The 25,730-nt window shown below is 71.7% G+C and carries 29 protein-coding genes and 2 pseudogenes; 7 read left to right on the top strand and 24 right to left on the bottom strand.

The window, feature by feature from the left end:
• Nucleotides 1–47: 47 nt before the first annotated feature.
• From OG858_RS37415 to OG858_RS37395, 5 genes are all read right to left on the bottom strand, one after another.
• A complete protein-coding gene (locus tag OG858_RS37415) occupies nucleotides 48–1,163 on the bottom strand; it encodes an MBL fold metallo-hydrolase (RefSeq protein WP_319321460.1) in 1,116 nt (371 codons plus the stop codon).
• A 263-nt stretch (nucleotides 1,164–1,426) separates the two neighbouring features.
• Nucleotides 1,427–2,644: an aminotransferase class I/II-fold pyridoxal phosphate-dependent enzyme gene (locus OG858_RS37410; protein ID WP_328544013.1), complete on the bottom strand. Its 1,218-nt coding sequence runs from the start codon at nucleotides 2,642–2,644 to the stop codon at nucleotides 1,427–1,429.
• 366 nt (nucleotides 2,645–3,010) lie between these two features.
• Nucleotides 3,011–3,685 carry a hypothetical protein gene (locus tag OG858_RS37405; protein WP_319064134.1) on the bottom strand — a complete coding sequence of 225 codons (675 nt, stop codon included), beginning with the start codon at nucleotides 3,683–3,685 and terminating at the stop codon, nucleotides 3,011–3,013.
• Nucleotides 3,686–3,947: 262 nt separating this feature from the next.
• Nucleotides 3,948–4,640: an ANTAR domain-containing response regulator gene (locus tag OG858_RS37400; RefSeq protein WP_328544014.1), complete on the bottom strand. Its 693-nt coding sequence runs from the start codon at nucleotides 4,638–4,640 to the stop codon at nucleotides 3,948–3,950.
• Nucleotides 4,641–5,165: 525 nt separating this feature from the next.
• Nucleotides 5,166–5,954 (bottom strand): RNA polymerase sigma factor SigF, encoded by a 789-nt coding sequence (locus tag OG858_RS37395; protein ID WP_327745324.1) that lies wholly within the window; start codon nucleotides 5,952–5,954, stop codon nucleotides 5,166–5,168.
• Between the two features lie 435 nt (nucleotides 5,955–6,389).
• Here OG858_RS37395 and OG858_RS37390 point away from each other — a divergent pair, with 435 nt between their 5' ends.
• The gene (locus tag OG858_RS37390) at nucleotides 6,390–6,833 is read left to right on the top strand and encodes a DUF2795 domain-containing protein (RefSeq protein WP_086750228.1); all 444 of its coding nucleotides are present in this window, start codon (nucleotides 6,390–6,392) and stop codon (nucleotides 6,831–6,833) included.
• A 62-nt stretch (nucleotides 6,834–6,895) separates the two neighbouring features.
• Entirely contained in the window at nucleotides 6,896–7,438 is a 543-nt protein-coding gene (locus OG858_RS37385; RefSeq protein ID WP_086750229.1) for a type 1 glutamine amidotransferase domain-containing protein, read from the top strand.
• 200 nt (nucleotides 7,439–7,638) lie between these two features.
• On the opposite strand, the gene OG858_RS37380 is transcribed toward OG858_RS37385, so the two are convergent.
• The 3 genes from OG858_RS37380 to OG858_RS37370 form a co-directional block, all read right to left on the bottom strand.
• On the bottom strand, nucleotides 7,639–8,226 hold the full coding sequence (locus OG858_RS37380; RefSeq protein WP_086750230.1) for a TIGR03086 family metal-binding protein: 588 nt from the start codon (nucleotides 8,224–8,226) through the stop codon (nucleotides 7,639–7,641).
• A complete protein-coding gene (locus tag OG858_RS37375; RefSeq protein ID WP_086750231.1) occupies nucleotides 8,223–8,456 on the bottom strand; it encodes a DUF6158 family protein in 234 nt (77 codons plus the stop codon). Before OG858_RS37375 ends, OG858_RS37380 begins: the two co-directional genes overlap by 4 nt.
• Before the next feature lie 207 nt (nucleotides 8,457–8,663).
• Entirely contained in the window at nucleotides 8,664–10,283 is a 1,620-nt protein-coding gene (locus OG858_RS37370; protein ID WP_328544015.1) for an ABC-F family ATP-binding cassette domain-containing protein, read from the bottom strand.
• 137 nt (nucleotides 10,284–10,420) lie between these two features.
• Between OG858_RS37370 and OG858_RS37365 the strand changes: the two genes are divergently transcribed.
• From OG858_RS37365 to OG858_RS37355, 3 genes are all read left to right on the top strand, one after another.
• On the top strand, nucleotides 10,421–11,914 hold the full coding sequence (locus OG858_RS37365) for a bifunctional phosphatase PAP2/diacylglycerol kinase family protein (protein ID WP_319064140.1): 1,494 nt from the start codon (nucleotides 10,421–10,423) through the stop codon (nucleotides 11,912–11,914).
• A gap of 111 nt (nucleotides 11,915–12,025) precedes the next feature.
• Nucleotides 12,026–12,847 (top strand): class I SAM-dependent methyltransferase, encoded by an 822-nt coding sequence (locus OG858_RS37360; RefSeq protein WP_086750027.1) that lies wholly within the window; start codon nucleotides 12,026–12,028, stop codon nucleotides 12,845–12,847.
• 62 nt (nucleotides 12,848–12,909) lie between these two features.
• Entirely contained in the window at nucleotides 12,910–13,059 is a 150-nt protein-coding gene (locus OG858_RS37355) for a hydrophobic protein (protein ID WP_306300399.1), read from the top strand.
• Between the two features lie 35 nt (nucleotides 13,060–13,094).
• On the opposite strand, the gene OG858_RS37350 is transcribed toward OG858_RS37355, so the two are convergent.
• From OG858_RS37350 to OG858_RS37290, 13 genes and pseudogenes are all read right to left on the bottom strand, one after another.
• Entirely contained in the window at nucleotides 13,095–13,376 is a 282-nt protein-coding gene (locus OG858_RS37350; RefSeq protein WP_005482371.1) for a gas vesicle protein K, read from the bottom strand.
• Nucleotides 13,373–13,561 carry a gas vesicle protein gene (locus tag OG858_RS37345; protein WP_005482370.1) on the bottom strand — a complete coding sequence of 63 codons (189 nt, stop codon included), beginning with the start codon at nucleotides 13,559–13,561 and terminating at the stop codon, nucleotides 13,373–13,375. Before OG858_RS37345 ends, OG858_RS37350 begins: the two co-directional genes overlap by 4 nt.
• Nucleotides 13,558–14,352, bottom strand: coding sequence for a GvpL/GvpF family gas vesicle protein (locus OG858_RS37340; protein ID WP_086750029.1), 795 nt, complete (start codon nucleotides 14,350–14,352; stop codon nucleotides 13,558–13,560). Before OG858_RS37340 ends, OG858_RS37345 begins: the two co-directional genes overlap by 4 nt.
• Nucleotides 14,349–14,717: a gas vesicle protein gene (locus tag OG858_RS37335; protein ID WP_037703995.1), complete on the bottom strand. Its 369-nt coding sequence runs from the start codon at nucleotides 14,715–14,717 to the stop codon at nucleotides 14,349–14,351. Before OG858_RS37335 ends, OG858_RS37340 begins: the two co-directional genes overlap by 4 nt.
• A complete protein-coding gene (locus tag OG858_RS37330) occupies nucleotides 14,714–15,925 on the bottom strand; it encodes an SRPBCC family protein (RefSeq protein ID WP_328544016.1) in 1,212 nt (403 codons plus the stop codon). Before OG858_RS37330 ends, OG858_RS37335 begins: the two co-directional genes overlap by 4 nt.
• Entirely contained in the window at nucleotides 15,918–16,595 is a 678-nt protein-coding gene (locus OG858_RS37325; protein ID WP_086750031.1) for a DNA primase, read from the bottom strand. Before OG858_RS37325 ends, OG858_RS37330 begins: the two co-directional genes overlap by 8 nt.
• Entirely contained in the window at nucleotides 16,592–16,855 is a 264-nt protein-coding gene (locus OG858_RS37320; protein WP_046702780.1) for a gas vesicle protein GvpG, read from the bottom strand. The genes OG858_RS37325 and OG858_RS37320 overlap by 4 nt, the downstream gene beginning before the upstream one ends.
• Before the next feature lie 67 nt (nucleotides 16,856–16,922).
• Nucleotides 16,923–17,672: a GvpL/GvpF family gas vesicle protein gene (locus tag OG858_RS37315; RefSeq protein ID WP_086750032.1), complete on the bottom strand. Its 750-nt coding sequence runs from the start codon at nucleotides 17,670–17,672 to the stop codon at nucleotides 16,923–16,925.
• Nucleotides 17,669–18,094 (bottom strand): gas vesicle structural protein GvpA, encoded by a 426-nt coding sequence (locus OG858_RS37310; RefSeq protein WP_037703990.1) that lies wholly within the window; start codon nucleotides 18,092–18,094, stop codon nucleotides 17,669–17,671. Before OG858_RS37310 ends, OG858_RS37315 begins: the two co-directional genes overlap by 4 nt.
• A 98-nt stretch (nucleotides 18,095–18,192) precedes the next feature.
• Nucleotides 18,193–18,549 carry a gas vesicle protein GvpO gene (locus tag OG858_RS37305; RefSeq protein WP_319261334.1) on the bottom strand — a complete coding sequence of 119 codons (357 nt, stop codon included), beginning with the start codon at nucleotides 18,547–18,549 and terminating at the stop codon, nucleotides 18,193–18,195.
• Between the two features lie 78 nt (nucleotides 18,550–18,627).
• Nucleotides 18,628–18,837, bottom strand: a pseudogene (gene ligD / locus OG858_RS37300) (non-homologous end-joining DNA ligase LigD); the annotation flags it as partial.
• A 215-nt stretch (nucleotides 18,838–19,052) separates the two neighbouring features.
• Entirely contained in the window at nucleotides 19,053–20,900 is a 1,848-nt protein-coding gene (locus OG858_RS37295) for a transketolase (protein ID WP_319316709.1), read from the bottom strand.
• A gap of 422 nt (nucleotides 20,901–21,322) precedes the next feature.
• Nucleotides 21,323–21,673: pseudogene (locus OG858_RS37290) on the bottom strand (FAD-dependent oxidoreductase); the annotation flags it as partial.
• Nucleotides 21,674–21,906: 233 nt separating this feature from the next.
• Between OG858_RS37290 and OG858_RS37285 the strand changes: the two are divergent.
• Nucleotides 21,907–22,872, top strand: coding sequence for an LLM class F420-dependent oxidoreductase (locus tag OG858_RS37285; RefSeq protein ID WP_319261340.1), 966 nt, complete (start codon nucleotides 21,907–21,909; stop codon nucleotides 22,870–22,872).
• Between the two features lie 144 nt (nucleotides 22,873–23,016).
• On the opposite strand, the gene OG858_RS37280 is transcribed toward OG858_RS37285, so the two are convergent.
• Nucleotides 23,017–23,526 (bottom strand): phage holin family protein, encoded by a 510-nt coding sequence (locus OG858_RS37280; protein WP_319064143.1) that lies wholly within the window; start codon nucleotides 23,524–23,526, stop codon nucleotides 23,017–23,019.
• A 206-nt stretch (nucleotides 23,527–23,732) separates the two neighbouring features.
• On the opposite strand from OG858_RS37280, the gene OG858_RS37275 reads away from it, so the two are divergent.
• Nucleotides 23,733–24,086: a VOC family protein gene (locus OG858_RS37275; RefSeq protein WP_319064144.1), complete on the top strand. Its 354-nt coding sequence runs from the start codon at nucleotides 23,733–23,735 to the stop codon at nucleotides 24,084–24,086.
• A gap of 43 nt (nucleotides 24,087–24,129) precedes the next feature.
• Here the strand turns inward: OG858_RS37275 and OG858_RS37270 are convergent, their stop codons facing one another.
• The gene (locus tag OG858_RS37270) at nucleotides 24,130–25,041 is read right to left on the bottom strand and encodes an arginase family protein (protein WP_319064145.1); all 912 of its coding nucleotides are present in this window, start codon (nucleotides 25,039–25,041) and stop codon (nucleotides 24,130–24,132) included.
• Nucleotides 25,042–25,131: 90 nt separating this feature from the next.
• Nucleotides 25,132–25,701 carry a GNAT family N-acetyltransferase gene (locus OG858_RS37265; protein ID WP_328544017.1) on the bottom strand — a complete coding sequence of 190 codons (570 nt, stop codon included), beginning with the start codon at nucleotides 25,699–25,701 and terminating at the stop codon, nucleotides 25,132–25,134.
• Between the last annotated feature and the right edge of the window lie 29 nt (nucleotides 25,702–25,730).

Genomic DNA, 25,730 nt, shown 5'->3' with positions numbered 1-25,730 from the left:
CCCTGTCTCAGGGGCGACTCAGGTTGCGCGGGTGCTCCACAGCTGAGTCAGGGCAGTACCCGTGACCCGCCCACAGGCAGGTCCCACAGGTTCTCCCGGGGCAGGCCCGCCGCCGCCCACGCCGACCTCACCCGCGCCAGGGGTTCCAGGACCGGTTCCGCCGACAGGACGAACGTGGCCCAGTGCATGGGGGCCATACGGTGGGCGCCCAGGTCCTGGAAGGCGCGGACCGCTTCCTCCGGGTCGCAGTGGACGTCGCTGAGCCACCAGCGGGGGTCGTAGGCGCCGATCGGCAGCAGGGCGAGGTCGATGCCGGGGTAGCGGCGGCCGATGAGGGAGAACCAGTGGCCGTAACCGGTGTCGCCGGCGAAGTAGAGACGCTTGCCGTCGGGTGCCGTGAGGACCCAGCCGCCCCACAGCGAGCGGCAGGTGTCGGTGAGGGTGCGCTTGGACCAGTGGTGGGCCGGTACGAAGTCGAAGCGGACACCGTCGAGTTCGGCCGCCTCCCACCAGTCCAGCTCGGTGACCCGGCCGAACCGGCGCCGCCGGAACCAGCGGCCCAGTCCGGCGGGCACGAGGACCGGGGTGTCGCGCGGGAGTCTCGCCAGGGTGGGCGCGTCGAGGTGGTCGTAGTGGTTGTGGCTGATGACGACCGCGTCCACGCGCGGCAGTGCGTCCCAGCCGAGTCCGACCGGGGTGATCCGGGCCGGGGTGCCGAGGATCCGGCGGGACCAGACGGGGTCGGTGAGGACGGTGAGCCCGCCGACCCGCACCACCCAACTCGCGTGCCCCGCCCAGGAGACGGCGACGGTACGCGCGTCCACCCGGGGCAACGGAGCGGGCTCGTACGGCAGTCGCGCGATGTCGGCGAGCCCGTCCGCCCCCGGCCGGACGGAGCCCTCGCGGGCGAACCGGGCGAAGGCTTTCAGACCGGGGAGGGGCGTGGTCAGCCGGTCGGCGAAGGACCTGGGCCAGCACCGCCGCTCGCCGAGCGGGCGGGGCTCGGTGAGCGGCGGGGGCGCGAAGGGATGGGGCGCGAGGGGGCGGGCGAAGGGCGACGTGGACGCCGGATCGTCGATGTCCTCGGTTGTCGTCGTGGGGGTCGTCGTGGGGGTCGTCGTGGAGGTCGTGGTTGAGGTGGTCGACTCGGACTGCTGCGTCATCGAGGAGGCTCCCGTCGCTGAGCGTCGTCACGAAGAATCGTCGTCGCTGAAGGTCGCTAAGAGTCGGTGAGGGTCGCTAAGAGTCGCTGAGGGTTGCTAAGAGTCGCTGAAGGTCGCTATGAGTCGGTGAGGGTCACTATGAGCCGGTGGAGGCCGCCAGGTCGGTGAAGGTCGCCGGGAGTCGCTGGGGATCACGGTCGTCAGGGGTGGTCGGGAGGGGCCTCCGAAGGCCCGTCGAAGTTCGTCGGCCACGAGAGCCCGCGTCATCGAAGGCCCTCGAAAGCCGCTCCGAAAAGCGTCAACGCGCGTTCCACATGCGGTAGTTCAAGGGGGTCCGGCGCTTCGAGGGCCTGTGCGCGCTCCGCGTCGGTGGTGCCGAGGAACGGAGCGGTGGACAGCCGGACGCGCAGCGCCCCGAGGTCGTCCCCGAACCGGTGGCCGCCGGGCGCGGGCGTCCCGAGCCGGGCGCCGAGGAAGTCCTCCGCCTCCTGGGCGTCACCGACGCCGTGCGCGGCGAGCGACGAGCGCAGCGGGGCCAGGTCGGCGTACAGGTGCCGTCCGGCACGTGGCGGCAGGGAGAGCGCCCCGGCGGCCACCACGGCCCGGTGCGCGGCGGCGGCGAGGCGTGCGTGCAGGCGTACGGCGGCGGCGAGCCGTTCGGTGACGGGGGCGGGCTCGCCGAGAGCGTACGCGGCGGCCGCGGCGACCGGGGTGGCGACCCGGGCGCCGAGCGCGGTGAGCACGTCGAGGACCCGGTCGCGCAGCCCCGTACCGTCCGCGTTCGCCGGAAACCGGGCGACGGCGGCGGGCCAGCCCGGCGGCAGGAAGGGTCCGGCGAGGTCGGTGACGACGGTGACCCGGTCGGGCAGCATCTCGGCGGGGCTGAGGAGCACGGTGTCGTGCGGATCGTGCACGGTGTCGCGCCAGGTCTCGTCGCTGACCAGCTGCAGCCCCTCCCCCGCGGCCGCCTCCATGGCCTCGTGCACCAGCTCGGGCGGGGCCACGGTGGCGGTCGGGTCGTCGGCGCCGCACAGCACGAGCAGTCGGGGGTCACCGCCCTCGGCCCGGATCCTGTGCACGGTCTCCAGCAGCGCGTACGGGTCCGGCACACCACCGCACTCGGCGGGCGTGGCCACATGGAACACGGATCTGCCCAACGCCCGCGCCTGGGGCTCCCACCAGGCGGCACATGGCCGAGGGAGCAGGACGTCGCCGCCGATCGCCGCGGTCAGCGCGAGAAGCAGGGCAGGGGCGCCGGGGGCGGCGACGACCCTGTCCGGTGCGGTGTGCAGTCCGCGCCGGTCCCAGTAGCCGCAGGCGGCGTCCAGGAGAACGGGATCGCCACCGGGCGGTACGGCGTGGGGGCGGGTCGCGGCGGCGGCGAGCGCGGCGGCCAGCTCGGGCAGCACGGGCAGGCCCTGGGCGGGCGGGGACGGGCCGTAGCGGACCGGACCGTGCCCTTCCGGATCCGTCCGCCGCATGTGTGCCTCCGCGCAGTCGTGATGCGTTGTCCGGTGCCTCGCGCTCCGGGATCGCTCCGGGACGGCGAGGGCGCTCCGTCGTGCCGCGAGTGTGCGCCGTCGTACGACGGACGGCGTGGTGCACACCCTCGGCCAGTCAGTACCCAGGCTCACGCGCCCCAAGGGCACCCGTACGGGTTGCGCCGGTCACAGCGGCCACGTGTCCGGGGCGTTCGCGACTCCTGCCCGCGGCGACTCCGGCCCGCCGCGCCTTTGGCCGTCCGCGGTTCGGCCCGCCGCGACTTCGGCCCACCTCGGTCCGGCCCACCTCGGTCCGGCCCACCTCGGTCCGGCCGACCGCGGGTTCGGCCGACCGCGTCCGGCCCGTCATGGCGTCCACCGGTCCCGGCGGCGCAGTCGGTGGACGGCCGCGCCGAGTGCTCCCGCGATGAGGAGGCCGCCGGCGACCATGGCCGGGACGGAGTCGGTGAAGGCACCGCCGCCGCCCGCGTGGACGCCCCGCTGGACCGGAGCGGTGGGGTGGGTGGCGTGGTGGGTGGGCTGGTGGGGCGGTTGACGGGTCGGGTCCTTCGTGGGCTGGTACGTCGGCTGATGTGTGGGGTGGTGCTGGGCATCGCCGCCGAGGGCGACGTCGAAGGCCGCGCTCCACTGCTTGCCCTCGCCGCCCGGGGCCGCCGGGCACAGGCCGTCGACGCCCCATTCGGTGGCGGAGTTCACCGCGCCGGCGCCGGTCTCGAAGTCCGCGGCGGGCGCGATCCTGGCGGTGCCCTGGTAGGAGGGGCCGCCCGCGGAGTCGTCGTTGCCGGGGAGGCGCTGCAACGTGACGGTGCCCTGCTCGAAGGCCTGCGAGCTGGCGTCGATGGTCTCGGGGGCGGGGCCGCCGGTCGGGTCGCAGGAGACGGAGAACGTGAGCGTGCCGCCCGGTTCGACGGAGTGCGGGGTCACCTCGGCCGCCGGTTCCGCCAGGGCGGGCGGGGCGGCGGCGCCCAGGACGGCACCGATCAGGGCGGTGGCGGACAGTACACGGGCTCTGCGGCGCATGGGTAGGGCTCCTTCGGCCGGCTCCGGCGGGCGGGGCACGACCGCCGTGCCCCGGGTCCATCAGAGCGCCGAGCCCGGCGCGGCGCGCGCCGCCGGGCACCATTAGCGGGACGCGGGGCCGCCGAGCGGGTGACGGTGCGCTCCGCCGGTCGGGCAGCTGTGCGCCGTTGGTGTGCCGGGTCCGCCGCGGACTGCCGGTCCGCCGCGGCGGACCCGCACATGGACACGGCCCCGATGCCCCTTCAGGGCGCCTCGGCTCGACTCAGCCGGAAAGGGAGACCAATTTGCTCTCCAAAACCCTGCCCCGCTTCTCCACCACCGCCGACGCGACGTCCGACAGTTTGCGGTTGGTGCCCTGGGAGATGCGGCGCAGGACGGTGAACGCGGTGTCGGCGTCGCAGCCGAGGACGTGCATGACCATGCCGCAGGCCTGGTCGACGACCGGCCGGGAACGCAGGGCGGCGCCGAGTTGGTCGAGTTCGGTGAGGGCGGCCCGGTAGGAGCGGTCGCGGACGATGCAGGTCGCGGCGAGGTCGCCGAGGGCGCGGGCCGGGCCGTGCGGGGCGTCCTGCAGGGTGTGGGGGCGGAAGCGGTAGAGGCTGAGGGTCACGGTGAGGCCGGCGCGCCTGAAGGGGAGCGTGACACTGGAACGTACGCCCGCTTCGAGGGCCACGGCCCGGTACGTCGGCGGCCAGCGTTCCTCCCGCAGCAGGTCGGCGGAGCAGACGGGCTCACCGCGCTCCAGCGCGTCCGGGATCGGCCCCTCGCCCGAGCGCAGTTGCATCGCGACCAGTCCGGCGAGGTCGGGGTGGGTGACCGCAGCGGGACGCTCGGTGCCGCGGTCCGACACGCTGCTGCTCGCGCCGCAGCAGTCGTTGGTGCAACGGGCGGCCTGTTCGACGAGTTCGGCGAGCCTTCCGTCCGGATGGGCGGATTTTGCCGATTCCCTTTCCACACGGCCGAGTTGTTCGCTGTCCGGTATGACGCACGCTTCCTCGTCCGGTCGCCTTCCCGGTCGCCCGCGCCGAGAACGAATCTCCCGCTCTCCGGACTTCGCCGCGCCGACTGGGTGGTCGCCGACACGACGGCCTCCGGTCTCACGCGGACGACGGACCTGGTCCCCTCCGAGGAGGAGGCGAGGCTCCTGGAGGCCCAGGATCCCGCCACCTGCCCCCTCGTCGTCACAGTCGCCCGGGGCGGCTCACTCGAGCTCCGGATCCGGCCCGCCGACCCCGACGCCTTCGGCCACGACCGTTCCGGCGCCCCCGTCCTCCTCCGAGCGGATGTGACGTCCCTGCCGGCGGTGCCCCTGCCGGCCGGACGGCCGCGTCGAGGTGTCCTCACTCTTTTCCGCTCAGGAGCCCGTCCGGTTTCCGCTCAGGAGCCCGTCCGGCCTTCTCGATGGCCGAGGCGCAGGCGATGGACACGATGTCCCGCCATATGGCACTGGCCCTGCGACGCCCTGCCCTGGAGCGGAGCACTACGCGACGTCCCGCATCACCTGGTCACGCATCCGGTCGCAGCACCGGCTGATCAACCGGGACACATGCATCTGCGAGATCCCCAACTGCTCGGCGATCCGGCTCTGCGTCATGTCCCCGAAGAACCGCATGTACAGGATGGTCCGTTCCCGCTCCGGCAACGCGGCCAGCCGGGGCTTCACGGCCTCCCTGTCCACCACCGTGTCCAGCGCGGGGTCGACGGACCCCAGCGCGTCGCTGAGCGAGTACCCGTCCTCGCTTCCCGGCAGCTCCGCGTCCAGCGACAGCGCCGTGAAGCTCTCCAGGGCTTCGAGCCCGACCTGGACGTCCTCCTCGCTCATGTTCGCGTGCTCCGCGATCTCCGCGATGGTGGGCCGACGCCCGGAGATCGTCTGGGACAGGTCCTGACTGGCGAACCGCACGCGATTGCGCAGGTCCTGGACCCGGCGCGGCACATGCAGGGTCCACATGTGGTCCCTGAAGTGCCGCTTGATCTCGCCGGTGATGGTGGGGACCGCATAGCTCTCGAAGGCGTTTCCGAGCTCGGGGTCGTAGCGGTCGACGGCCTTGACCAGGCCGAGCGACGCGACCTGGCGGAGGTCCTCGTAGCTCTCGCCGCGGCTCCGGAACCGTCCCGCGAGCCGTTCGGCCATGGGAAGCCACGCCTCGATGATCTGGTCGCGCAGGGTGTCCCGCTGGTGACCGGGGGGAAGAGCGGCAAGCCTGCGGAAGGCTTCCGCGGTGTCGGGGGCGTCGTCGTGGGGATGGGGCTTCGCCTGAGTACGCATGGTGCGTCGCAACTCCCTGGATGGTGCTTCTGGGATGGACGGTCACCGTGGGGGGCGCGGACGTGACAGGAAACGACACACCCGTGATGGAAAGATCGCCTCTTCCACGGACGTGCCTCCTGTCCGAAGCACTGTTATGCGCCTGCCCCGGATCATGCACGGCAAACACATTCGGGTTTTCCCTTTTCCCTGAGGGCGACTCGCTCGGGAGGTCACACCCCGGGATGTCCAGTATGGGCACCACGGTCGCCGATCACATCTTGCGGAGGCCGCGCGACCGCTTTCGCGCGACCGCCGGCGGGACGCACGGCAACAGCAGCGCAATGATCACAGCGACAGCCGCCATGAGTCCGTTCCTTCCCCGGGTGTGCCGCGTCCGTGTCGTTGCCGGGCGCTCGGGTACGCGGGGGGCCACAAACGATTTGGAGGGGAGTCATGCAGCGAGGCAGCGACCGGCACAGCGCCCACCGCGACGACGAGATGAAGCAGGAACTACAGGGGTTGCTCCGTTCGGGGCATCCCACACGGACGGCGGAGTGGCACGATCCGGAGCCCTACGCCGAGGACGACCCGGAGGTCACGTACGGGCCGGTGACGCCGAACCGTGCGCCCGCCCGGGTGGAGGTCCTGCAACTGGAACTGGCCCGGGTCCTGGGCCGTACGTCCTTCCCCGCGGGCCCCGCCGAGCTGATCGGTGTCCTGCGGGGCCGGCACGCCCCGGACGCACTCGTGGAGCCCCTGGAGCGGCTGCCGCGCACAGCGCGCTACGAGTCGGCGCACCGGCTCGCGGAGGCGGTGGTCGACGCCGAGGACGAAACCGGCGGTGCCGCGCGGCCCTCGGCCGGCGGCACGGAATCCGCACACGGGCGGGACACATAGGGGCTTTGTCGGCGGTGGCCCGATGAGCGAGGAACAAGCCGAGGAAAGGAGACCGAGCAGCCATGCGTATCGCATTCCTGACCGCACCCGAGGGTGTCGAGCAGATCGAGCTGACCGAACCCTGGCAGGCGGCGAAGGACGCCGGACACGAGCCCGTACTGGTGTCGACCAAGCCCGGTCGGGTCCAGGCCTTCGACCATCTCGACAAGGCGGACACGTTCTCCGTGGACGCCGTGGTGGGCGAGGCACCGGCCGAGTCGTTCGACGCGCTGGTCCTGCCCGGCGGGGTGGCCAATCCGGACTTCCTGCGCCTGGACGAGCGGGCCGTGTCGTTCGTCCGGGAGTTCTTCGAGCGGGGCCGTCCGGTCGCCGCGATCTGTCATGCGCCGTGGACGCTGGTCGAGGCGGACGTGGTCCGCGGCCGGGTCCTGACCTCGTGGCCGAGCCTGCGCACGGACATCGGCAACGCGGGCGGCACCTGGGTCGACGAGCAGGTGAAGATCTGCGACCACGGTCCGGGCAAGCTGGTCACCAGCCGCAAACCGGACGACCTCAAGGCGTTCTGCGAGGCGTTCCTCGACGTGTTCTCCCAGGAGGCCGCCTGACGAGCGACCGTCACCGGGACCACCCACCGACGCGCCGCTGACAGCCACGGCCGGAGGGCCGGGCCGTCCCGAAGGGGGCGGCCCGGCCCTCCAGGGGCGTGGTGCTGTGTCGATGTGCGGCTCCGCCGCGTGGGCACGATCGACCACGACGCACCCGCGGCCCGCGACGCACACCAGGCACCCGAGCTCTGAACGGCTCGCTAGGGCCTCCGCCCGAGCAGACACAACAACCGCGTCTGCGCGTCGGCCCCCGTCGGCGGAGTCACCCGCGCCCCGAACAACCCGCTCTTCTCCAGCTCCCCCGCGTACGGCGTGATCTCGTCCACGGCGAACGACACCAGCTCTTCGGGCAGCCGCTCGTCGAAGCCGATCGCCCGCGACAGATCCCACGCGTGCACGACGAGATCGGCGACCATCTGCGCGCAGTAGGAGGTCGCCGGAGTGTCCCCGTACGACAGATGAACCGTGCGGTCGAGCGCACCGGGCGCCGCGAACGCCTCCCGCGCGGAGTGCGCCGCCGTGTCCCAGGAGGCCGCGGGGTCCGGCCCCAGCAGGTCTCCCTCGAACGTGTCGCCGACCTCTTCGATCATGCAGCCGTCCCGCACTAGCGAGGGCACCCACAGCTGCTCGGACACGAGGTGGTTGACGAGGTCACGGACCGACCACTCGACGCAGGGCGTACCCGCCCCCCACTGGTCGTCACGGACGGCATGCACCCGCGCACCGAAGAGATCCTGGGCCTCGGTGTGCCGGTCGAGCAGCGCACGCGTACGCGCCTGCGTCGTCATGTCGTCGCCGGTCCTCGATCCCGCGCGCCGTCGCGTGTGCGTCCCGGGACTACCTGCCGGCGCGCGTGGCGGCGCAGGTACTCGCCCTCCAGTTGCGCCATGCGTTCGTTGTGGGTGCGCAGCGCATCGGTCGAACCGTGCAGCAGCGTGTCGTGACGCGTGCGGTGGATCGACTCCAGCTCCTTCATCAACTGCTGGTCGTCCAGCTGGTCCGGGTGCACTCCGGTCATGGTGGTACCCCGATCTTCGTCGCGTTTCTCCCTCCACTGTACGAAGATCCCTGGCCCCGGGCTTCTGCGTACGCCGTACGGAGCCGGACCCGACACGCCCGGTGGGGCCGCGGGGGCCCGGTGAGGCCGGTGAGGCCGGTGAGGCCGGTGAGGCCGGTGAGGCCGGTGAGGCCGGTGAGGCCGGTGAGGCCGGTGAGGCCGGTGGGGTCAGCGGGCGCGCTCCACCCGCCGCTCGTCCCACACCGACTCCGGTGTCTCCCGTACGCGCCCGTCGGAGCCGAAGACGAGATAGCGATCGAACGAGCGAGCGAACCAGCGGTCGTGTGTGACGGCGAGTACGGTGCCCTGGAAAGCCTCCAGCCCCTCCTGCAGGGCCTCCGCCGACTCCAGGTCGAGGTTGTCGGTGGGCTCGTCGAGCAGTAGGGCCGTGACGCCCTGGAGCTCCAGGAGCAGGATCTGGAAGCGGGCCTGCTGGCCGCCGGAGAGACGGTCGAAGGACTGCTCGGCCTGCTTGGTCAGCTCGTAGCGGCGCAGCCGGGACATGGCCGCGCCCCGGTCCTGGGCGTGTTCCTTCCACAGGATGTCGAGCAGCGTGCGCCCCTCCAGTTCCGGGTGGGCGTGCGTCTGCGCGAAGTGTCCCGGCACGACCCGGGCGCCGAGCTTCCACTCCCCCGTGTGGGCCACGTCGTCGCCGGCGAGCAGCCGCAGGAAGTGGGACTTGCCCGAGCCGTTGGAGCCGAGGACGGCGACCCGTTCGCCGTAGAAGACCTCCAGGTCGAAGGGTTTCATCAGCCCGGACAGCTCAAGTCCCTTGCAGGTGACGGCCCGCATGCCCGTACGTCCGCCCTTGAGCCGCATCGTGATGTCCTGCTCGCGCGGCGGCTCCGGGGGCGGACCGGCCTCCTCGAACTTGCGCAGCCGGGTCTGGGCGGCGCGATAGCGGGAGGCCATGTCGGGGCTGTTCTCGGCGATCTGCCGAAGCGTCAGCACCAGCTTCTTCAGCTGGGCGTGTTTCTCGTCCCAACGCCTGCGCAGCTCCTCGAACCGCTCGAACCGCTTCGCCCGCGCCTCGTGGTAGGTGGCGAACCCGCCGCCGTGCACCCAGGCGTCCGCGCCCGCCGGCCCCGGCTCCACGCTCACGATCTTCTCGGCGGAACGGGACAGCAGCTCCCGGTCGTGCGACACGAAGAGCACGGTCTTGCGGGTCTCCGCCAGCCGCTCCTCCAGCCACCGCTTGCCGGGTACGTCGAGGTAGTTGTCGGGCTCGTCTAGGAGGAGCACCTGGTCGGTGCCGCGCAGGAGCGCCTCCAGCACGAGCCGCTTCTGCTCACCGCCGGAGAGCGTCCGCACCTGCCGCCACTGCGCCTTCTCGTACGGCACGCCGAGCGCGGCCGAGGTGCACATGTCCCACAGCGTCTCCGCCTCGTAGCCACGCACCTCGGCCCAGTCGGAGAGGGCCTGCGCGTACTTCAGCTGGGCCGCCTCGTCGTCCACCGTCATGAGCCCGTGCTCGGCGGTGTCGACCGCCTTCGCCGCCTCCCGGATCCTCGGCTGCGCCACCGACACCAGCAGGTCCCGCACGGTCGTCTCGTCCCGGACGGACCCCACGAACTGCCGCATCACCCCGAGCCCCCCGCTGACGGTCACCGATCCGCCGTGCGGCTTCAGCTCCCCGGAGATCAACCGCAGCAACGTCGTCTTCCCGGCCCCGTTGGGCCCGACCAGCGCGACGACCGCCCCTTCCCCCACCCGAAAGGACACGTCCCCGAGCAGAGCCCTCCCGTCCGGCAGGTAGTACTCCAGATGAGCGGCTTCGAGATGTCCCATGGGGCGCATTGTCCGAGGCAGGGGAACAACCGAGCAAATCCATTTCCCGACCTGCCCGGTTCCGGCAGGATCAGCCCCCTGGCGCCAACGGCACCCCGCCCGACACGCTCGTGCCCTCATGGGGTACCCGTGGACACATGACCCCAGACGTCGACCTCACCGTCCGCCCCCCGGGCCACCACATCCTCCGTGACCGCTTCCTCGCCGCGGACAGCCGCCTGTTCCACGCGGTGGCGACCCGCGACTGGCCCGGCGCCCACCCCATGCTGCCCAAGCTCAGTCGCGCGGCGAACCACGGTGTGCTGTGGTTCGCCACGGCGGCGGCGATCGCCGCGACCCGGAGCCCGAGGGCCCGCCGGGCAGCCGTCCGGGGCGTCGCGTCGCTCGCACTCGCCTCGGCGACGATCAACACCCTCGGCAAGCGCTCGATCCGCCGCCCACGCCCGGTCCTGGACCACGTCCCGCTGACGCGCCGGCTCAAACGGCAGCCGATCACCACGTCCTTCCCGTCGGGCCACTCCGCCTCCGCCGCCGCCTTCGCGGCCGGCGTCGCCCTGGAGTCGCGCGGCTGGGGCGCGGCGGTCGCACCGCTGGCGACCGCCGTGGCTCTGTCCCGTGTGTACACCGGTGTGCACTTCCCCAGCGACGTGCTGGTGGGCGCCGCCCTGGGCGTGGGCGCCGCCTACGCCGTACGGGGCATCGTGCCGACCCACGACCAGCTCCCGCCGCCCGGCCGCCCGTACGTGGACGCGCCCGCGCTGCCGGACGGGGACGGCCTGGTCGTGGTCGCCAACCTGGCCTCGGGGACGTCGGACCGGGTGCGCGCCCTGCGGGACGTGCTGCCCGGGGCCGAGACCGTGGAGTGCGAACCGGAGGACGTGAAGGCCGAGCTGGAGAAGGCCGCCGCCCATGCGCGCGTGCTCGGCGTGTGCGGCGGCGACGGCACGGTGAACGCCGCCGCCGAGGTGGCCCTGCGCCACGGCCTCCCCCTCGCCGTTCTCCCCGGCGGCACGCTCAATCATTTCGCGTACGACCTCGGTGTGGAGGACGTACGCGACCTGGGCCGCGCGGTGCGCCGGGGCGAGGCCGTCCGGGTGGACGTGGGGCACTTCACGACCGGTGACACGGAGGGCCACTTCGTCAACACGTTCAGCCTGGGCGTCTATCCCGAGCTGGTGCGGGAGCGGGAGCGCTGGGAGAAGGTGATCGGCGGCTGGCCGGCGGGCGTGATCGCGGCACTTCGCGTCCTGCGCTCCGACCGCCAACCGCTGCAGGCCACCTTCGAGGGCCGGCCGCGCCCGATCTGGCTGCTCTTCGCGGGCAACGGCACGTACCACCAGCTGGGCCTCGCCCCGGCCCGGCGGTTCGACCTCGCCGACGGGCTGCTGGACGTCCGTGTCGTGCACGGCGGCCGCCGCCCGGCCCTGCGGCTGCTGGCCGCGGCCGTCGCCGGCCCGCTGACCCGCACCCCGGCCCACGCGGCGGTCCGCGTACGGCGGCTCCGGGTGGACGGCATCGCGCCCGGCACCCTGCTCGCGTACGACGGCGAAGTCACCGAGACCAAAGGGGATCTGACGCTCCGGAAGATCCCGGAGGCGCTGACGGTCTACCGTCCGGTGCCGGTGCACTGACCCACCGCGCGAGTCCACAATTCAAGACGGCGGTCTCATTATTCGGCACGGTCGCGTACGGTTCGAGGACGAACTCGTGGACCTCACGGACCTCGTGGAAGGGGAACGGCCATGTCGAAGGCACGGGAGACCGCCGTCTACACGCACGGACACCATGAGTCGGTGCTGCGCTCGCACACCTGGCGGACGGCCGCCAACTCGGCGGCCTACCTCCTCGGTTCGCTGAAGCCCCACATGAGGATCCTGGACATCGGCTGCGGTCCGGGCACCATCACCGCGGACCTGGCCGCCCTGGTCCCGGACGGGCAGGTCACCGGCGTCGACCACGCCCCCGGCATCCTGGACCAGGCCCGCGCCACGGCCGCCGGACGCGGCCTGCACAACGTGGACTTCGCCGTCGCGGACGTCCACGCGCTGGACCACCCGGACGACACCTTCTGCGTGGTCCACGCGCACCAGGTGCTCCAGCACGTCGGCGACCCGGTGCAGGCGCTGCGCGAGATGCGCCGGGTGACCAGGCCGGGCGGTCTGATCGCCGTCCGCGACTCCGACTACGCGGCGATGACCTGGTTCCCCGAGTCGCCGGGCATGGACGACTGGCTGGACCTGTACCGCCGGGTGGCCCGAGCCAACGGCGGTGAGCCCGACGCGGGACGCCGGCTGAAGTCATGGGCCCTGCGCGCCGGGCTCACCGACATCACGGCCACCTCCGCCACCTGGACCTACGCCACGGCGGACGAGCGGGCGTGGTGGAGCGGACTGTGGGCGGACCGGACGGTCGCCTCCGCGTACGCCGAGCGGGCCACGGAGAGCGGTCACGCGACGGTCGAGCGGCTCCACGCGATCGAGGCGGCCTGGCGGGAATGGGGGCGGCAGGAGGACGGCTGGTTCGCCGTACTGCACGGAGAAATTCTCTGCCGTAAGACGGCCTGAAAGGGAACATTCTGGAAACCCTGACCATCAGGAGGTTCGCCTGAGTTCCCATCCTGCTGGTACTGCTGCTGGTGCTGATTCTCTTCGGTGCCGGATTCGCGGTCGAGGTTCTCTGGTACATCGCACTTGCTGTTCTGGTGCTGTGGCTCCTCGGATTCCTGGTGCGCGGCACGTCCGCATCCGGCGGAAGGGGACGCTGGTACAAGTGGTGAATTCACCCGCGCCACAGGTGAATCCACCCCCTGATTCATTCGCGCGGTAGCAACGGTCCGAGCGGCCCGAGGTCCAGGTTGAGGTCCTCGGGCCGCAGTCCGTAACGCTCGCGCAGCTCGGTCATCCGGTCGTCGAGCAGCATCAGCGTGAGCCCGATGCGCTCTTCCTGGTCCTCCGAGAGTTCCCCGGTGTCGAAGCGGCGCAGCGCCTGCCGCTCCATGAGCTGGCGCAGCAGCTCGACCACGGTCAGGACCAGCTTGACCAGGTCCCTCTCCACCGTGTCGGGCTCCAGTTCGACACGGTTGCGGCCGGTCACTCGATACCTCCCCAGGGTGACGGAACCTGTTCGTTCACGGAGCTGATCAGCGCGTTCAGGTCGATGCGGACGAGATCGACGTCCGCGATGCGCAGGGTGAGGTCACCGGTGATGACGACCCCGCCGGCGAGAAGCCGGTCGAGGAGATCAACCAGGGCCACTTCACGACGTTCGATCACGGTCACGGGCCGTCCTCCACACTCTCCACGCCCTCCCGGCCCTCTTCGCTCTCTCCGCTGAAGGAATAGACCGCCCAAGGCCCGGTGAGTTCCACCCGCAATCCCGGTTCCTCGCCCTTCGTGCGGTCCACCAGTTCCACGAACTCCTCGGAATGGGCCCGCGGCACCAGGTAGGCCGCGTTCAGCACATTGCGTCCCGGAACGCCGGAGAGCGCGGAATTCTGCGGAGCGTGCAGCCGGGTGTCCTCGGCGAACTCCGAGAGGGTGCCGTGCAGACCGCGAGCGAACCGGTCGGCGTTCTCCCACATCTCCTCGTGGGCCCGGTGGCTCCGCCGCCGCTGGCGCAGATAGTCGCGCCCGGAGGAGACCTTCGCGGGCGCCTGGGGCCGCTCCTGCTCCTCGGACTCCGCGTACACCTTGACGCCCCACTCCACCCGGCCCGCCAGCCGGTCCAGGGTCCGCCGGAAGCCCTCCTCCCGGGCCTCCAGCATGACCCGTACGCCGCTGTCGTCGCGGAACACGGTGCCGAGCCGGAGCGGCAGGGGCGTGGTGACGACGGTGAGGGCGTCGATCACGCTCTGGTGGGCGCGGGCGGTCTCGGTGAGCCAGTCCAGGTCCTCCAGATGGGCGCGCAGCGGCTGCTCCGCGAAGTCTCGCTCCGGCACCTCGCTGACCACGGCGATCAGGTCGTGGTGGCGCAGCTGCCGGGGCGGCGCGCCCGCGACCCCCTTGAGCTGGGACTGGAGCGCCGCGTCGAAGGGGTGGCAGACGGCGTACACGTAACGCAGTCCGGTCATGAGGGCTCCTCTCTGGCGCGGTCGCGCTCGATGGCCGGCTCCGGCTCCCGCCGGTACCCGCCCTCGTCCAGCTCCGCGAGCCGGGCACGCAACTCGGCGTTCTCACGGGAGAGTTCGTCGCGGCGGGCGTTGGACGACAGCGCCGGGTCGGTCTCCCACCAGTCGATCCCCATCTCCTTGGCCTTGTCGACGGAGGCGACGATCAGGCGCAGCTTGATCGTGAGCAGTTCGATGTCGAGCAGGTTGATGCGGATGTCACCCGCGATCACCAGACCTTTGTCGAGTACACGCTCCAGGATGTCGGCCAGGTTGGCACTCCCGCCGCTCTGGCCGTACGGCTCGGGGACTCGGCTCGGGAAGGTCATCGACGACTCCTGCCCGCGGCGGCCGGTTCCTCGTCCTCATCCTCGTACGGTTCCTCCGCGATGTCCTCCCCGGCGTCACCCTCGGCCTCGGGAACGTCCTCGTACTCGTCCTCGGGGACCTCTTCCGCGTCCTCCGCGTCCTCCGCGTCCTCCGGGTCGTCCTCGTCGGCGTACTCGTCGGTCTCGTCCGGCTCGTACGCCTCGTCGGAGTCGCGGGGCTCCTCGTCCGGGTCCGGCTCCTCGTCCGCGTACTCGGCCTCACCGTCCTCCGACGCCTCGTCCTCAGGCGCCTCGTCCTCAGGCAGCTCCTCCCGCTCCTCCTCCGCGAGGGCGTCCTCGTGGCTGACGACGACCTCGCCGTCGCGGATCTCGCCGCGCCAGCCGTCCTCGGCCTCGCCCCTGAGTGTGATGAAGCGGGCGAAGTTCTTGAGGTCGAGCCGGGCCCGGCGGCCCTGGGCACGCCAGATGTTGCCGGTCTTCTCGAAGAGGCCCTTCGGGTAGTACTCCAGGACCAGCAGAACCCGGGTGAGGTTGTCCGCGACGGAGTGGAAGGAGACGGCGCCCTTCGTGGTTCCCTTGGCGCCCTCCGACGTCCAGGTGATCCGTTCATCGGGCACCTGTTCGATGGTGTGTGCCTTCCAGCTGCGGCTGGACCAGAAGACCTTCAGCTGCCAGTCGGAGTGGGTGTCGTCGGCCTGGTTGGCGCTCTTCACCCCCTTGGCGAAGGTGCTGAAGCTCTGGAACTGGGTCCACTGGTCGTACGCGGTGCGCACCGGCACCCCGACGTCGACGGACTCGATGATCACCGTGGGCTTGCTGCCCGAGCCGCCCTTGCGTTTGCCCTTGCCGGCGCCGAGGCTCTTGAAGGCGCCCAGCACGTTGTCCTTGGCGCGGCCCGCGCCCACCTCCAGGGCGGTGCGCAGCGGCCCCTTGCCCTCGGCAAGCTTGCGCCCGCCGTCGAGGGCGAGCTTGGCGAAGCCGGGGCTGTTGCCGTCGGCGATGTCGTTGAGCCTGCCGGTCGTCTCGCCGAGCTTGCGGCCGGCACCGACCAGGAGCCGCTGCGCCTGGGCGGCCAGATACTCCCGGGCCTCGGCCTTGAGGTGGTCGACGGCCTCACCGTGGACCACTTCGGAGAGCGGGTTGCTCTGCGTCGCGTCCTTCGCCCGGTCCGTCGCGCGTCCGTTCGCCGCGCCGAGGGTCTCAGTCATCGTCGCCGCCTCCCCGCGTGGCCCGCGACCCGGTGGCCCTGCGGGCGTTCTTCCTGGCCGGGGCCTTGCCGGGGGCGGCCTTCTTGGCGGTCGCCCTCTTGGCCGGTGCCTTCCCCGCCGGGGCGGCGGTCTTCTCGGCGGGAGCCTTCTTCGCGGCCGGCCTCCCCTGCGACTTGGGCGCGGCCTTCCCCTGCGACTTGGGCGCGGCCTTCTTCGCCGGCCTCCTGCGCGAGGGCTCCTCCTCGGGTTCCTCGTCGTACTCGTCACGCGTGTCGGCGTACTCGTCGTCGTCCGCCTCGTCCACGTACTCGTCCTCGCGGTCCTGCCCGCCGCGACCCGGCAGGTCCGGTGCCACTCCGGCGAGCTGGTCCCGCATCTGCGAGGTGCGTCCGTGCAGTCGGCTCGCGAGCCCCTCGATCTGCCGCTCGATCAGCGCCCCGGTGGCCGCCTTGCCGACACCGCGCAGGTCCCCGCGGAGCTGGTCCCCGATCTCCTTGAACTGCGGGTTGTCCTGCAGTTGCCGGGACACCAGGTCCGCGAGCGCCCGCGGGCTCAGCTGCATCCGCCTGCCCGCCACCATGGTGCCGACCGCGAAGGCGAGTTTCATCTTCTTCGTACGTCCGAGGACGTATCCGGCCCCTACGGCGAGGCCCAGTCCGATTCGATTCATTGTGTCGTCCCGTTCCCGGTTCCTGTGCTCCTCTGCGAGCTGATCTCCAGCCGGTCCAGGAGTTCGTCCTCCAGCCGGTCGAACTCCTCCTCGTCGATCTCGCCCGCCTCGAGCCGCTGCTCGAGGCGGGCGAGATCGGCACGGACGGCCGCCGGGTCGTAGTACTGACGCTCGGCCTCGGTGACGACTTGTCGCACCGCCCAGAGGCTGCCGCGCACCGGCGCGAACGGCAGCAGCAGCACCTCGGTGATCAGTCCCATGTATTCGCCTCCCCAGCCTTGGAACGCCGTACGTGCGACGCGCCGTGGACACGCGCGGAACGCACTGTCAGTGCGTCGTCCCAGCGGGCTGCGCGGGCCCCGGTTCGACGAAGCTGTACGGCGGCAGCGGCCCGTTCACGCGCACGTCGATGTGCTGATGGCTCTTGCGGACGTCCTCCACGGCGTCGAGGAACGCCGCGGCCGACTGCCGGTCCACGAGGAACGACAGATTGGCCAGCCAGCCGGTGGAGTCGGGGCCCGCGCTGACGGCCGCGGCGGCCGGTTCCAGTGCCCGCCGCAGCTCCGCCGCGTCGTCGGCCTCGCGGGCCTGCACCGCGGCGACGACCATCTCGCCGAGCCGCAGCCGGTCCTCGTAAGTGCCGCCGCCCGCCTGCCGGTTGGCCTCGGTGAGGGCGCGCAGCTCGGGGTTCTCGCCCATCACGCGGTGCAGCACGGCCTCTTCGTCGTGGCTGGCCTTCACGTTGTACTCGACCTTGCCGTCGAGGGCGCCGAGCCGTTCCAGGTAGTGCTTCGCGCGTTCGGCGAGCACCCCGGTGACGGACGCGTCGTCCGGTGCGACGCTGCCGAACCGCATGGGCAGCAGCGAACCGCCCGCACCCGCCTCGCCCAGAACGTTCTGGTGGGCGAGCAGGTCCTTGCGCTTGGGGCGCAGCCCCTCGGGAGCCTCACTGACGATCGCCGCCAGCTCGCCCTCCCTGAGGACGCGCACCGGGCGCGCCGGGTCGCCCACTCCCCCCATGCCCTCGGGGAGTGCGGGGTGCGAGCTCGCCGTGATGCCGTAGACGTACGTGCTCACTCCTGTTCCTCCCTCTTGCGCGAGCTCGTGGTCTTGCGGGCCCGTGGCCGCGACTCGGACTGGCTCTCCTCGCGGGACTGCTTGAACGCGTCCGAGATCGTCTCGGCGGCGCCGGACAGGGCGCCCTTGGACTTACCGCGCGCGCCGGACTCGGTGATCTCACCGACGAGGTCCGGCAGGCCGGGGCTCTTGCGCGGCCCGGCCTCCAGATCGAGCCGGTTGCACGCCTCGGCGAAGCGCAAATAGGTGTCGACGCTGGCGACGACCACCCGGACGTCGATCTTCAGGATCTCGATGCCGACGAGGGAGACTCGTATGAAGGCGTCGATGACGAGCCCCCTGTCGAGAATGAGTTCCAGGACGTCGTACAGGCCGCTGCTGCCGCCTCCACCGCCGGACTGCTGTGCCGGGACTACGGTCATACCGGCCGGTCCTCCTTGTCTGTGAATCTTGTCTGTTCAACGTGTCTGTTCAACGTGTCTGTGCAACTTGTCTGTGGATGCTGGAGCCGGACGACGGCCTAACGGCGATGCGGATCGGCCCTGCCGCGCTCGTAGCGGCGGACGCGCCGGTAGCCGGTTAGCTCGCCCCGGGGGTCGAGCTCCACGCGATAGCTCGCGAGCAGGCTCATCGTGTCGGGAACCCTGGCGATCTCCAGGACCTCGACCTCCAACGTCCAGCCGTCCCCGGTCTGTTCGAACGACGACACGGACTCGGGCGCCATGCCGGTCAGCTCCGCGAGCTGGCTCCGCGCATGACGCAGCACCTGCATGGGGCTGGGCCGGTCCTCCGCCGATTTCTGCGCTTCGTCCGGTTCGTCCGCTTCTTGGGACTCGCGTGAACCTTGTGCCTTTGACGTGTTGGATGTGTTCGACATGACCACCTCGAACACCGAGTGGCCACACGTCCGTTGGCCAAACATCTCCGGGTGGTGTGCCCATCCGCCCCGCCGGTCTCAGCCGCGCGGCGCCGTGAGCCGCCGCCGTGCCGATCCCAGCGCCCGGCCCCTGCTCATCGACCCCGTCCAGGGGTTGGCGCGAGCCTGTTCGACAGCGTCCGTCAGGGTCCGGCTGCGGGCGTCAGCCGGGTCGTCGAGCTGTTCCCAGGTGAGAGGCGTGGCCACGGGCACACCTGCGCGGGCGAGCACCGAGTAGGGGGCGACGGCACGGTAGTAGGCGACGAGGTCGCCGTTGGTGTACTCCTTGCCGACGCCGCTTCCGTCCGCGGGGAACAGCACCTTGTCGGGGCGGTGGATCTCGGCGGTGCGGCGGCCGACCCACAGCGACCGGCCGTCCCACACGTCCGGCTCCCTTCCGTGTGTGAGCCGTTCAGGGCGCGTCCGTTCGTGAGCCGTTCAGGGCGCGTCCGTTCGTGAGCCGTTCAAGGCGTGATCGCGTGCTCCACCAGCAGCCGTCCGGCCACGGCGATCGCCTCCGCGTCGATGCCCGCCTCGCGCAGCTGCTCCTCGGGGGAGGCCGAACCCGGCATCGTACGGACCGCGAGGCGCACCAGGCGGGGCACCGGGCGGCCGTCGAGGAAGGCGTCGAGGACCGCGTCGCCGAGACCGCCCTCCTCGTGGTGGTCCTCGACGGTGAGGATGCAGCCGGTGCGTTCGGCGGACTCGCGCAGGGTGCGGCGGTCGACGGGCTTGACCGAGTAGAGGTCGATCACCCGGACCTGGATGCCCTCGCCGTCCAGCGCCTCGGCGGCCTTGAGGGCCTCGTGGACGGTGACCCCGGCCGCGACGACGGTCAGCCGGTCGGTGTCCGAGGCTCGCAGCACCTTGCTGCCGCCGACCGGGAACTCCTCGGTGGGGCTGTACAGCACGGGCGTGTCGCCCCTGGACGTGCGCAGATAGCGGACGCCTTCGAGGCCGGCCATGGTGCCGACGAGCTTGGCGGTCTGGTTGGCGTCGCAGGGGTACAGCACGGTCGAGCCGTGCACCGAGCGCATCATCGCCAGGTCCTCCAGGCCCATCTGCGAGGGCCCGTCCTGGCCGATGGCGACGCCCGCGTGGGAGCCGACCAGGTTGACGCCGGACCCGCTGATCGACGCCATGCGGATGAAGTCGTGGGCGCGGGTGAGGAACGCCGCGAACGTGGCGGCGTACGGCACCCAGCCGCGTGCCGCGAGGCCCACCGAGGCGGCCACCAGCTGCTGTTCGGCGATGTAGCACTCGAAGTAGCGGTCGGGGTGCTCCTTGGCGAAGAACTCGGAGCGCGTGGAGTCGCCGACCTCGCCGTCCAGCGCGACGACGTCACCACGTGCGGTGCCCAGCGCTGCGAGCGCCTGCCCGTACGCGTCGCGGGTCGCGACCTCGTCGCCGACCTCGAAGCGCGGCAGCTCCAGATGGCCGGTGCGTACGGCGTGCAGCATCCGGGCGGCGGGCGGCTGCCGGACCTCGACGCGGAGGTCGCGTACGCCGCCGAGTTCCGCGATCGCCTCGTCGGCGTCCTTGAGCGGCTTGCCGTGCAGGCCCTCGCGGTCCTGGACGGACTCGACGCCCTTGCCCTTGAGGGTGCGGGCGAGGATCACGGTGGGCTGTCCCTTGGTGGACTCGGCCTCGCCGTACGCGCGGTCCACGGCGTCCACGTCGTGCCCGTCGACCTCGATCGTGTGCCAGCCGAAGGCCGCGAAGCGGCGGGCATAGGCATCCAGGTCGTGTCCGTGCCGGGTGGGCCCGCGCTGCCCGAGCCGGTTGACGTCCACGATCGCCGTCAAATTGTCCAGATGCTCGTACGAGGCGTGCTCGGCGGCCTCCCACACCGAGCCCTCGGCGAGTTCGCTGTCGCCGCACAGCACCCACACCCGGTAGCCGGTACGGTCCAGCCGCTTCCCGGCCAGCGCGATACCGACGCCGACGGGCAGCCCCTGGCCGAGCGAACCGGTGGCCGTCTCGACCCACGGCAGCCGCCGTGGCGTGGGGTGCCCTTCGAGCCGGCTGCCCAGCTTCCGGAACGTCATCAGCTCCGTCTCGCTGATCGCGCCCGCCGCCTTGTACGCGGAGTACAGCAGGGGCGAGGCGTGCCCCTTGGACAGCACGAAGCGGTCGTTGGCGGGGTGCTGGGGGCGGTCGAAGTCGTACCGCAGATGCTTCGCGAGCAGCACCGCCATCAGCTCGGCGGCCGACATGGACGACGTCGGATGCCCGGAGCCGGCGGCCCCGGACGCGCGCACACTGTCCACCCTCAACTGTTGGGCCAGCTCGGTGAGTTGACGGCTGTTCATGACTCTCCTTCCGAACCCCTGGCGGGCTTTGACGGGTCTTGGGGCGCCGGGCGCCGGGGCGGCGCCTGCGGCTTGGGCCGCGGTGACGGCGAGGGCAGCGGTGGCTGCGGACTATCGGGCGCACCCGGCACCGCTGCGGGGCCGGGCTTCTCGGAGGCGCGCTTCCCGGTACCGGGGCCGGGCACGGCGGGAGTGTGCCTCTCGGTGCCGGGCGCGGAGGTGTCGGATGCTGCGGGCGACGGTGAGACGTGCGGTTGCCCGTGAGTCCCTGGCACCGCCGTCGGGCCCGGCCTGTCCGGGGCACTCCGCTTGTGCAGAGCGTCCTGCTCGTTCGGGGGGTCCTGCCTGTTAGGGGCGTCCTGGCCACGTGCTGCTCCCGGCCCGTCCGATCTCCCCGCGTGCTCGGGTACGGCTCGCTCGCGCAGCCTGTCGTAGGTCAGCGTGTCGACACCGCCCTCGGGGTCCGCGTGACGCACGGTCCGTACGTCGAGGTCGATGTCGTCGGCCTCCCCGAGCACCAGGCGTACATGGCGCAGGGTGCCGGTCAGGGAGACGGTCACCCGGCGTGGCTCCAGGATGCCGACGGCGACCTGGGGCAGCAGGGGCAGCAGGGGCAGCAGGGGCAGCAGGGGCAGCAGGGGCAGATACAGAAAGTAGTCGGTCGGGTTGAGCAGGGTGATGTCGGCCTTGCCCCGGGTCAACCGCGCAAGGGTGCGGGCCGTCCGGTAGCCGGCAGAGCCGGCACCGACGATCACGATGCGGGGTCGACTCACGGTTCGCCTCCGGCGGGGTCACGCATACGGAGTCCTCGGCGTCCTCAGGCGTATGGGTTCTGAGCGTTCTCAGGCGTACGGGTCCTGTGACGTTCGAGCCTTCCGCGTCCCCCTGGCCCGGGCACCCAAACCGCCTGGGCCCCGACCGTCCGTGGGTTTCCCCTGTGACCTCCGGGTACCCGGGACCGCGACCCGATCCGGCCCCGATCGCACCTGCCGCGGAGGTACGCCCCATGCCCGAGTACGGATACTTCCTGGCGACCGAGGAGTTCGGTCCGACGGAGCTGATCGAGCAGGCGAGGATGGCCGAGCAGGCCGGATTCGACTGTCTGTGGATCTCGGACCACTTCCACCCGTGGAACGACGCCCAGGGCCAGAGCCCGTTCGTGTGGTCGGTGATCGGCGCACTCTCCGAGGCCGTGTCGCTGCCCATCGAGACGGCGGTGACCTGCCCGACCGTGCGGATCCATCCGGCGGTCGTCGCACAGGCGGCGGCGACCAGCTCGGTGATGACCGGCGGCCGCTTCCGTCTCGGCATCGGCTCGGGCGAGGCACTCAACGAGCATGTCGTCGGAAATCGTTGGCCGCCGGCGGACGTCCGTCTGGAGATGCTGGAGGAGTCGGTCCAGGTGATGCGGCGCCTGTTCACCGGTGAGGAAGTCACCCATCGCGGCCCCCACTTCACGGTGGAGAACGCCCGCCTCTACACGGTTCCCGACGCGCCCGTCCCCATCGACATCTCCGGCTTCGGCCCCAAGGCCACCGGGCTCGCCGCCCGCGTCGGCGACGGCTTCATCACCATGGGCCCCGACGAAGAGCTGGTCACCCAGTACCGCAAGGGCGGCGGGGGCGCGAACCCCGTCAGCGGCGGTACGAAGGTGTGCTGGGGCCCCGAACGCGACGCGGCCGTCCGACTCGTCCGCCGGCTCTGGTCGAGCCAGCTCCTGCCCGGCGAAATGGCCCAGATCCTGCCCACGCCCAGCCACTTCGAGCAGCTGGAGCCGCTGGTCACCGAGCAGATGGTCGGCGAGAACACGGTCTGCGGCGACGACGTCGACGAACACGTCGCCGAACTGAGTGCCTTCGCCGACGCCGGCTTCGACCGTGTCTACGTCAGCCAGATCGGCCCCGACCAGCGCGGCTTCTTCGACTTCTACCGCACGAAGGTGCTGCCGCAACTCCGGCAGGGCTCCCGCTGACGTGTCCCGCCCCGGAATTCTCGGCACAGACGGTGTTCCCTCTCCCCATCGTCCGGGTTCCCCGTCGTCCGGGCCGAGCGCATGCCACATGGAGCGGGGCCGGGACGCTCATGCCGTCCCGGCCCCGCTCCGTGCGCCCGCCTCTCACCGGCCCCGGTGGCGCTGTTCCTCGGATTCGGCACCCGCCGTCGCCGGTCCGCCCGCGGCCATGGTCCCTTTCCCGACACCGGGTGCGACGGGCGGCGCCGGCGGATATCCGGCCGGCCCCATCCCGCCCGGGGGCGTCCCCGGCGCCGTACCGCCGACGACCCGGTCGCCGACCGTCGCGGGCTCTGCCCCGCGCTCGGCGTTCGGTCCGGACGCCGAAGGCCGCGCCGCGCCCCTCAGCACATATGCCCCCGCGCCGAGCACCACGGCCGTGATCAGCGCGGCGGCCCAGTCGGGCAGTACCAGGGAGAGCGCCAGCCCCAGAGCCAGCGCCAGGGCGGCACCCGCGTACAGGGCGAGCGCCCCGGACGCGGCGTACAGCGCCGCCTTGCGCCGCTGCTTGCGGGTCTGCTGCCGCAGCTCCTCGCGGATGGTCTCACGGGCCACCTGCGCCAACTCGTCGACCAGATGCCTGTCCAGATGTTCCAGATGATCCAAGCGGTCCATCGCACCCGAGTACCCGGGCCCGTAGCCGCGTAACACGGCGCGAGACGGCGACGGGGGCGGGGACGGGGACGGGGTGGGAACTGTCCCACTCGGCGATCCGATCCCCATCGCTCCTCTCCTCTCCTCTCCACTGCGTTCCACTGCAGTGCGCGCGAACCGCCCGAACCGATCACCGTCCCCCTTCAACCCCAACTAGGCTCGTGCACATGGAGATTCTCGGTACCACGCTCCGCATCTGCGTCGACGACCTGGAAGCAGCGGTCCCGTTCTACGAGAGACTCTCGGGCGGACCGGCGATGCGCTTCGAACGCGGTGGCGTCCAAGTCGCCGCCGTCGGCTGCTTCCTGCTGATGAGCGGCCCGGAGTCGGAGCTGGAGGTCCTGCGGAAGGTCACCGCCACCATCGCGGTCGAGGACGTCGACGAGGCCAACCAGATCCTCACCGCCTCCGGTGCCCACGTCCTGGCCGGCCCGATCCCCACCCCCGTCGGCCGCAACCTCATCGCGGTCCATCCCGACGGCTCGGTCTACGAGTACGCGGACCGCAGATCGGCGGGATGATCCCCGGGACACGGGACCGGTGGCGCGGCCCGGCGGCGGCCGATCACCCCGTCGCGGTCGCGTCGGCGAAGGCGTTCACGACGATGTCCGTGAGCAGTGCGCCCGCCGTGCCCTCGGGGTCCAGATCGGGGTCGTAGATGGTGATGTTGAGACCGACGCAGTGCGGTGAGCGGACCAACGGGCCCAGCAGTGTGGTCAGTTCGTCGGGGAGGAGCCCGTCGGGGTCGGGGCTGTCGACGGCGGGCATGACGGACGGGTCGAGGACGTCGGCGTCCAGATGCACCCAGAAGCCTTCCGGTTCGGGCGTCTCGAAGCTCTGCGCGGTGGCCCGGGCGAGATCGTCCGCACCCCAGGTGCGCAGGTCGCCGACCGTCACGACCGGGATCTTCAGCGCCGCCAGCTCGCTGCGGTCGTCCTCGAACTCGTCCCGGATACCGAAGAGCCGTACGTCCTCGTCGCGCAGATAGGGACCCAGTTCTTCAAGATCCGTCAGGTCCGCCTGACCGCGCCCGGTGGCGAGCGCCAGTTCCTCGCCGCCGGCCGCCCCGACCCGGTCGGAGTTCCCCGGATGACGGAAGTCGGCGGACGCGTCGATCGCGACCAGCCCGTACCGCCCGATCCGCCGCAGCGCCAGCGACGCACCGAGCTGGATCGAACAGTCCCCGCCGAGGACGACGGGCAACTCACCGGCCCTGACATGCCGCTCGATCCGATCGGCGAGCCTGCGCGTGTACGAGGCGATCGCGGCGGCGTTGAAGACGCCGTCGCCCTCCTGCCAGTCCCCTCGGTCGTAGCGCGGCGGCACCACGACCCCACCCTCCAGCGCACCGAGCCGCCGCACGATGCCCTGCTCCCGCAGCGCGCCGGCAAGCTTGTGACAACCGGGCACGGTCCCCGGGGCGGGCGGCCGCAGGCCGAGGTTCGAGGGGGCATCCACGACGACGATGTTCCGCATGGATCCCATCCTGCGCGACGGGAGGGCAGCCGGGGCGCGAACGGCCCGTTCCACCGGACTCCCGCCCATGACGCCGCCGCGCCCACCCGCCTAGGAGCCTCCGGACCGCCAGCCCTCCCGGCGTTTCATCTCCGCGGTGAGCGCCCACCGCTGGTGGTCCCGCCACGCCCCGTCGATGAACAGGAAGTCGGGCGAGAACCCCTCCAGCCGGAACCCGCACCGTTGGGCGAGCGCGATGGAGGCGGCGTTCTGCGGCTGCACATTGATCTCCAGCCGGTGCAGCCCCATGAAATCAAACGCGTATTCGATGACCAGCCCGAGCCCTTCGCCCATCAGCCCCCGCCCGGCCGCATGCGCGAAGGCCCCGTAGCCGAGGGCGCCGCTCTGGAAGCCGCCCTCCACGATGTTGTTGATGTTGACGAACCCGGCGATCGCCCCGCCGTCGTGCTCACACACCAGGAATCCGGCCTTCGTCGGATCCTCGATGAGCCGCCCCGCGTACGCGGCGTACGCGGCGGGCGTGGCCGGCGGGAACAGCCACGGATGGTGCAGATCCCTGCTCTCCCGCACCCGCGCGGTGAACTCGGATCCGTCGTCGGGCGCGAAGTGACGTATCCCGACGCGGGGGCCTGCGATGAGGTGACGAACGTTCCCGGACACCCCGCCACGGTACGTCGGCGCAGGCGTCA

Source organism: Streptomyces europaeiscabiei (genome assembly GCF_036346855.1).
Lineage (GTDB): Bacteria > Actinomycetota > Actinomycetes > Streptomycetales > Streptomycetaceae > Streptomyces > Streptomyces europaeiscabiei.
Note: the sequence above shows the minus strand (reverse complement) of the source record. Positions and strands in the feature narration are given on the sequence as shown.

What these genes read in the sequence shown, in the direction of transcription:
- OG858_RS37285 (WP_319261340.1), top strand. Translation starts at nt 21,907, where the DNA reads ATGCCCGAGTACGGATACTTCCTGGCGACCGAGGAGTTCGGTCCGACG.
- OG858_RS37410 (WP_328544013.1), bottom strand. Translation starts at nt 2,644, where the DNA reads ATGCGGCGGACGGATCCGGAAGGGCACGGTCCGGTCCGCTACGGCCCG.
- OG858_RS37280 (WP_319064143.1), bottom strand. Translation starts at nt 23,526, where the DNA reads ATGGACCGCTTGGATCATCTGGAACATCTGGACAGGCATCTGGTCGAC.
- OG858_RS37405 (WP_319064134.1), bottom strand. Translation starts at nt 3,685, where the DNA reads ATGCGCCGCAGAGCCCGTGTACTGTCCGCCACCGCCCTGATCGGTGCC.
- OG858_RS37275 (WP_319064144.1), top strand. Translation starts at nt 23,733, where the DNA reads ATGGAGATTCTCGGTACCACGCTCCGCATCTGCGTCGACGACCTGGAA.
- OG858_RS37395 (WP_327745324.1), bottom strand. Translation starts at nt 5,954, where the DNA reads ATGCGTACTCAGGCGAAGCCCCATCCCCACGACGACGCCCCCGACACC.
- OG858_RS37330 (WP_328544016.1), bottom strand. Translation starts at nt 15,925, where the DNA reads ATGACTGAGACCCTCGGCGCGGCGAACGGACGCGCGACGGACCGGGCG.
- OG858_RS37295 (WP_319316709.1), bottom strand. Translation starts at nt 20,900, where the DNA reads ATGAACAGCCGTCAACTCACCGAGCTGGCCCAACAGTTGAGGGTGGAC.
- OG858_RS37270 (WP_319064145.1), bottom strand. Translation starts at nt 25,041, where the DNA reads ATGCGGAACATCGTCGTCGTGGATGCCCCCTCGAACCTCGGCCTGCGG.
- OG858_RS37380 (WP_086750230.1), bottom strand. Translation starts at nt 8,226, where the DNA reads ATGACGACGCAGGCGCGTACGCGTGCGCTGCTCGACCGGCACACCGAG.
- OG858_RS37385 (WP_086750229.1), top strand. Translation starts at nt 6,896, where the DNA reads ATGCGTATCGCATTCCTGACCGCACCCGAGGGTGTCGAGCAGATCGAG.
- OG858_RS37325 (WP_086750031.1), bottom strand. Translation starts at nt 16,595, where the DNA reads ATGAATCGAATCGGACTGGGCCTCGCCGTAGGGGCCGGATACGTCCTC.
- OG858_RS37415 (WP_319321460.1), bottom strand. Translation starts at nt 1,163, where the DNA reads ATGACGCAGCAGTCCGAGTCGACCACCTCAACCACGACCTCCACGACG.
- OG858_RS37360 (WP_086750027.1), top strand. Translation starts at nt 12,026, where the DNA reads ATGTCGAAGGCACGGGAGACCGCCGTCTACACGCACGGACACCATGAG.
- OG858_RS37370 (WP_328544015.1), bottom strand. Translation starts at nt 10,283, where the DNA reads ATGGGACATCTCGAAGCCGCTCATCTGGAGTACTACCTGCCGGACGGG.
- OG858_RS37375 (WP_086750231.1), bottom strand. Translation starts at nt 8,456, where the DNA reads ATGACCGGAGTGCACCCGGACCAGCTGGACGACCAGCAGTTGATGAAG.
- OG858_RS37365 (WP_319064140.1), top strand. Translation starts at nt 10,421, where the DNA reads ATGACCCCAGACGTCGACCTCACCGTCCGCCCCCCGGGCCACCACATC.
- OG858_RS37305 (WP_319261334.1), bottom strand. Translation starts at nt 18,549, where the DNA reads ATGTCGAACACATCCAACACGTCAAAGGCACAAGGTTCACGCGAGTCC.
- OG858_RS37390 (WP_086750228.1), top strand. Translation starts at nt 6,390, where the DNA reads ATGCAGCGAGGCAGCGACCGGCACAGCGCCCACCGCGACGACGAGATG.
- OG858_RS37335 (WP_037703995.1), bottom strand. Translation starts at nt 14,717, where the DNA reads ATGACCTTCCCGAGCCGAGTCCCCGAGCCGTACGGCCAGAGCGGCGGG.
- OG858_RS37310 (WP_037703990.1), bottom strand. Translation starts at nt 18,094, where the DNA reads ATGACCGTAGTCCCGGCACAGCAGTCCGGCGGTGGAGGCGGCAGCAGC.
- OG858_RS37320 (WP_046702780.1), bottom strand. Translation starts at nt 16,855, where the DNA reads ATGGGACTGATCACCGAGGTGCTGCTGCTGCCGTTCGCGCCGGTGCGC.
- OG858_RS37340 (WP_086750029.1), bottom strand. Translation starts at nt 14,352, where the DNA reads ATGACCGGACTGCGTTACGTGTACGCCGTCTGCCACCCCTTCGACGCG.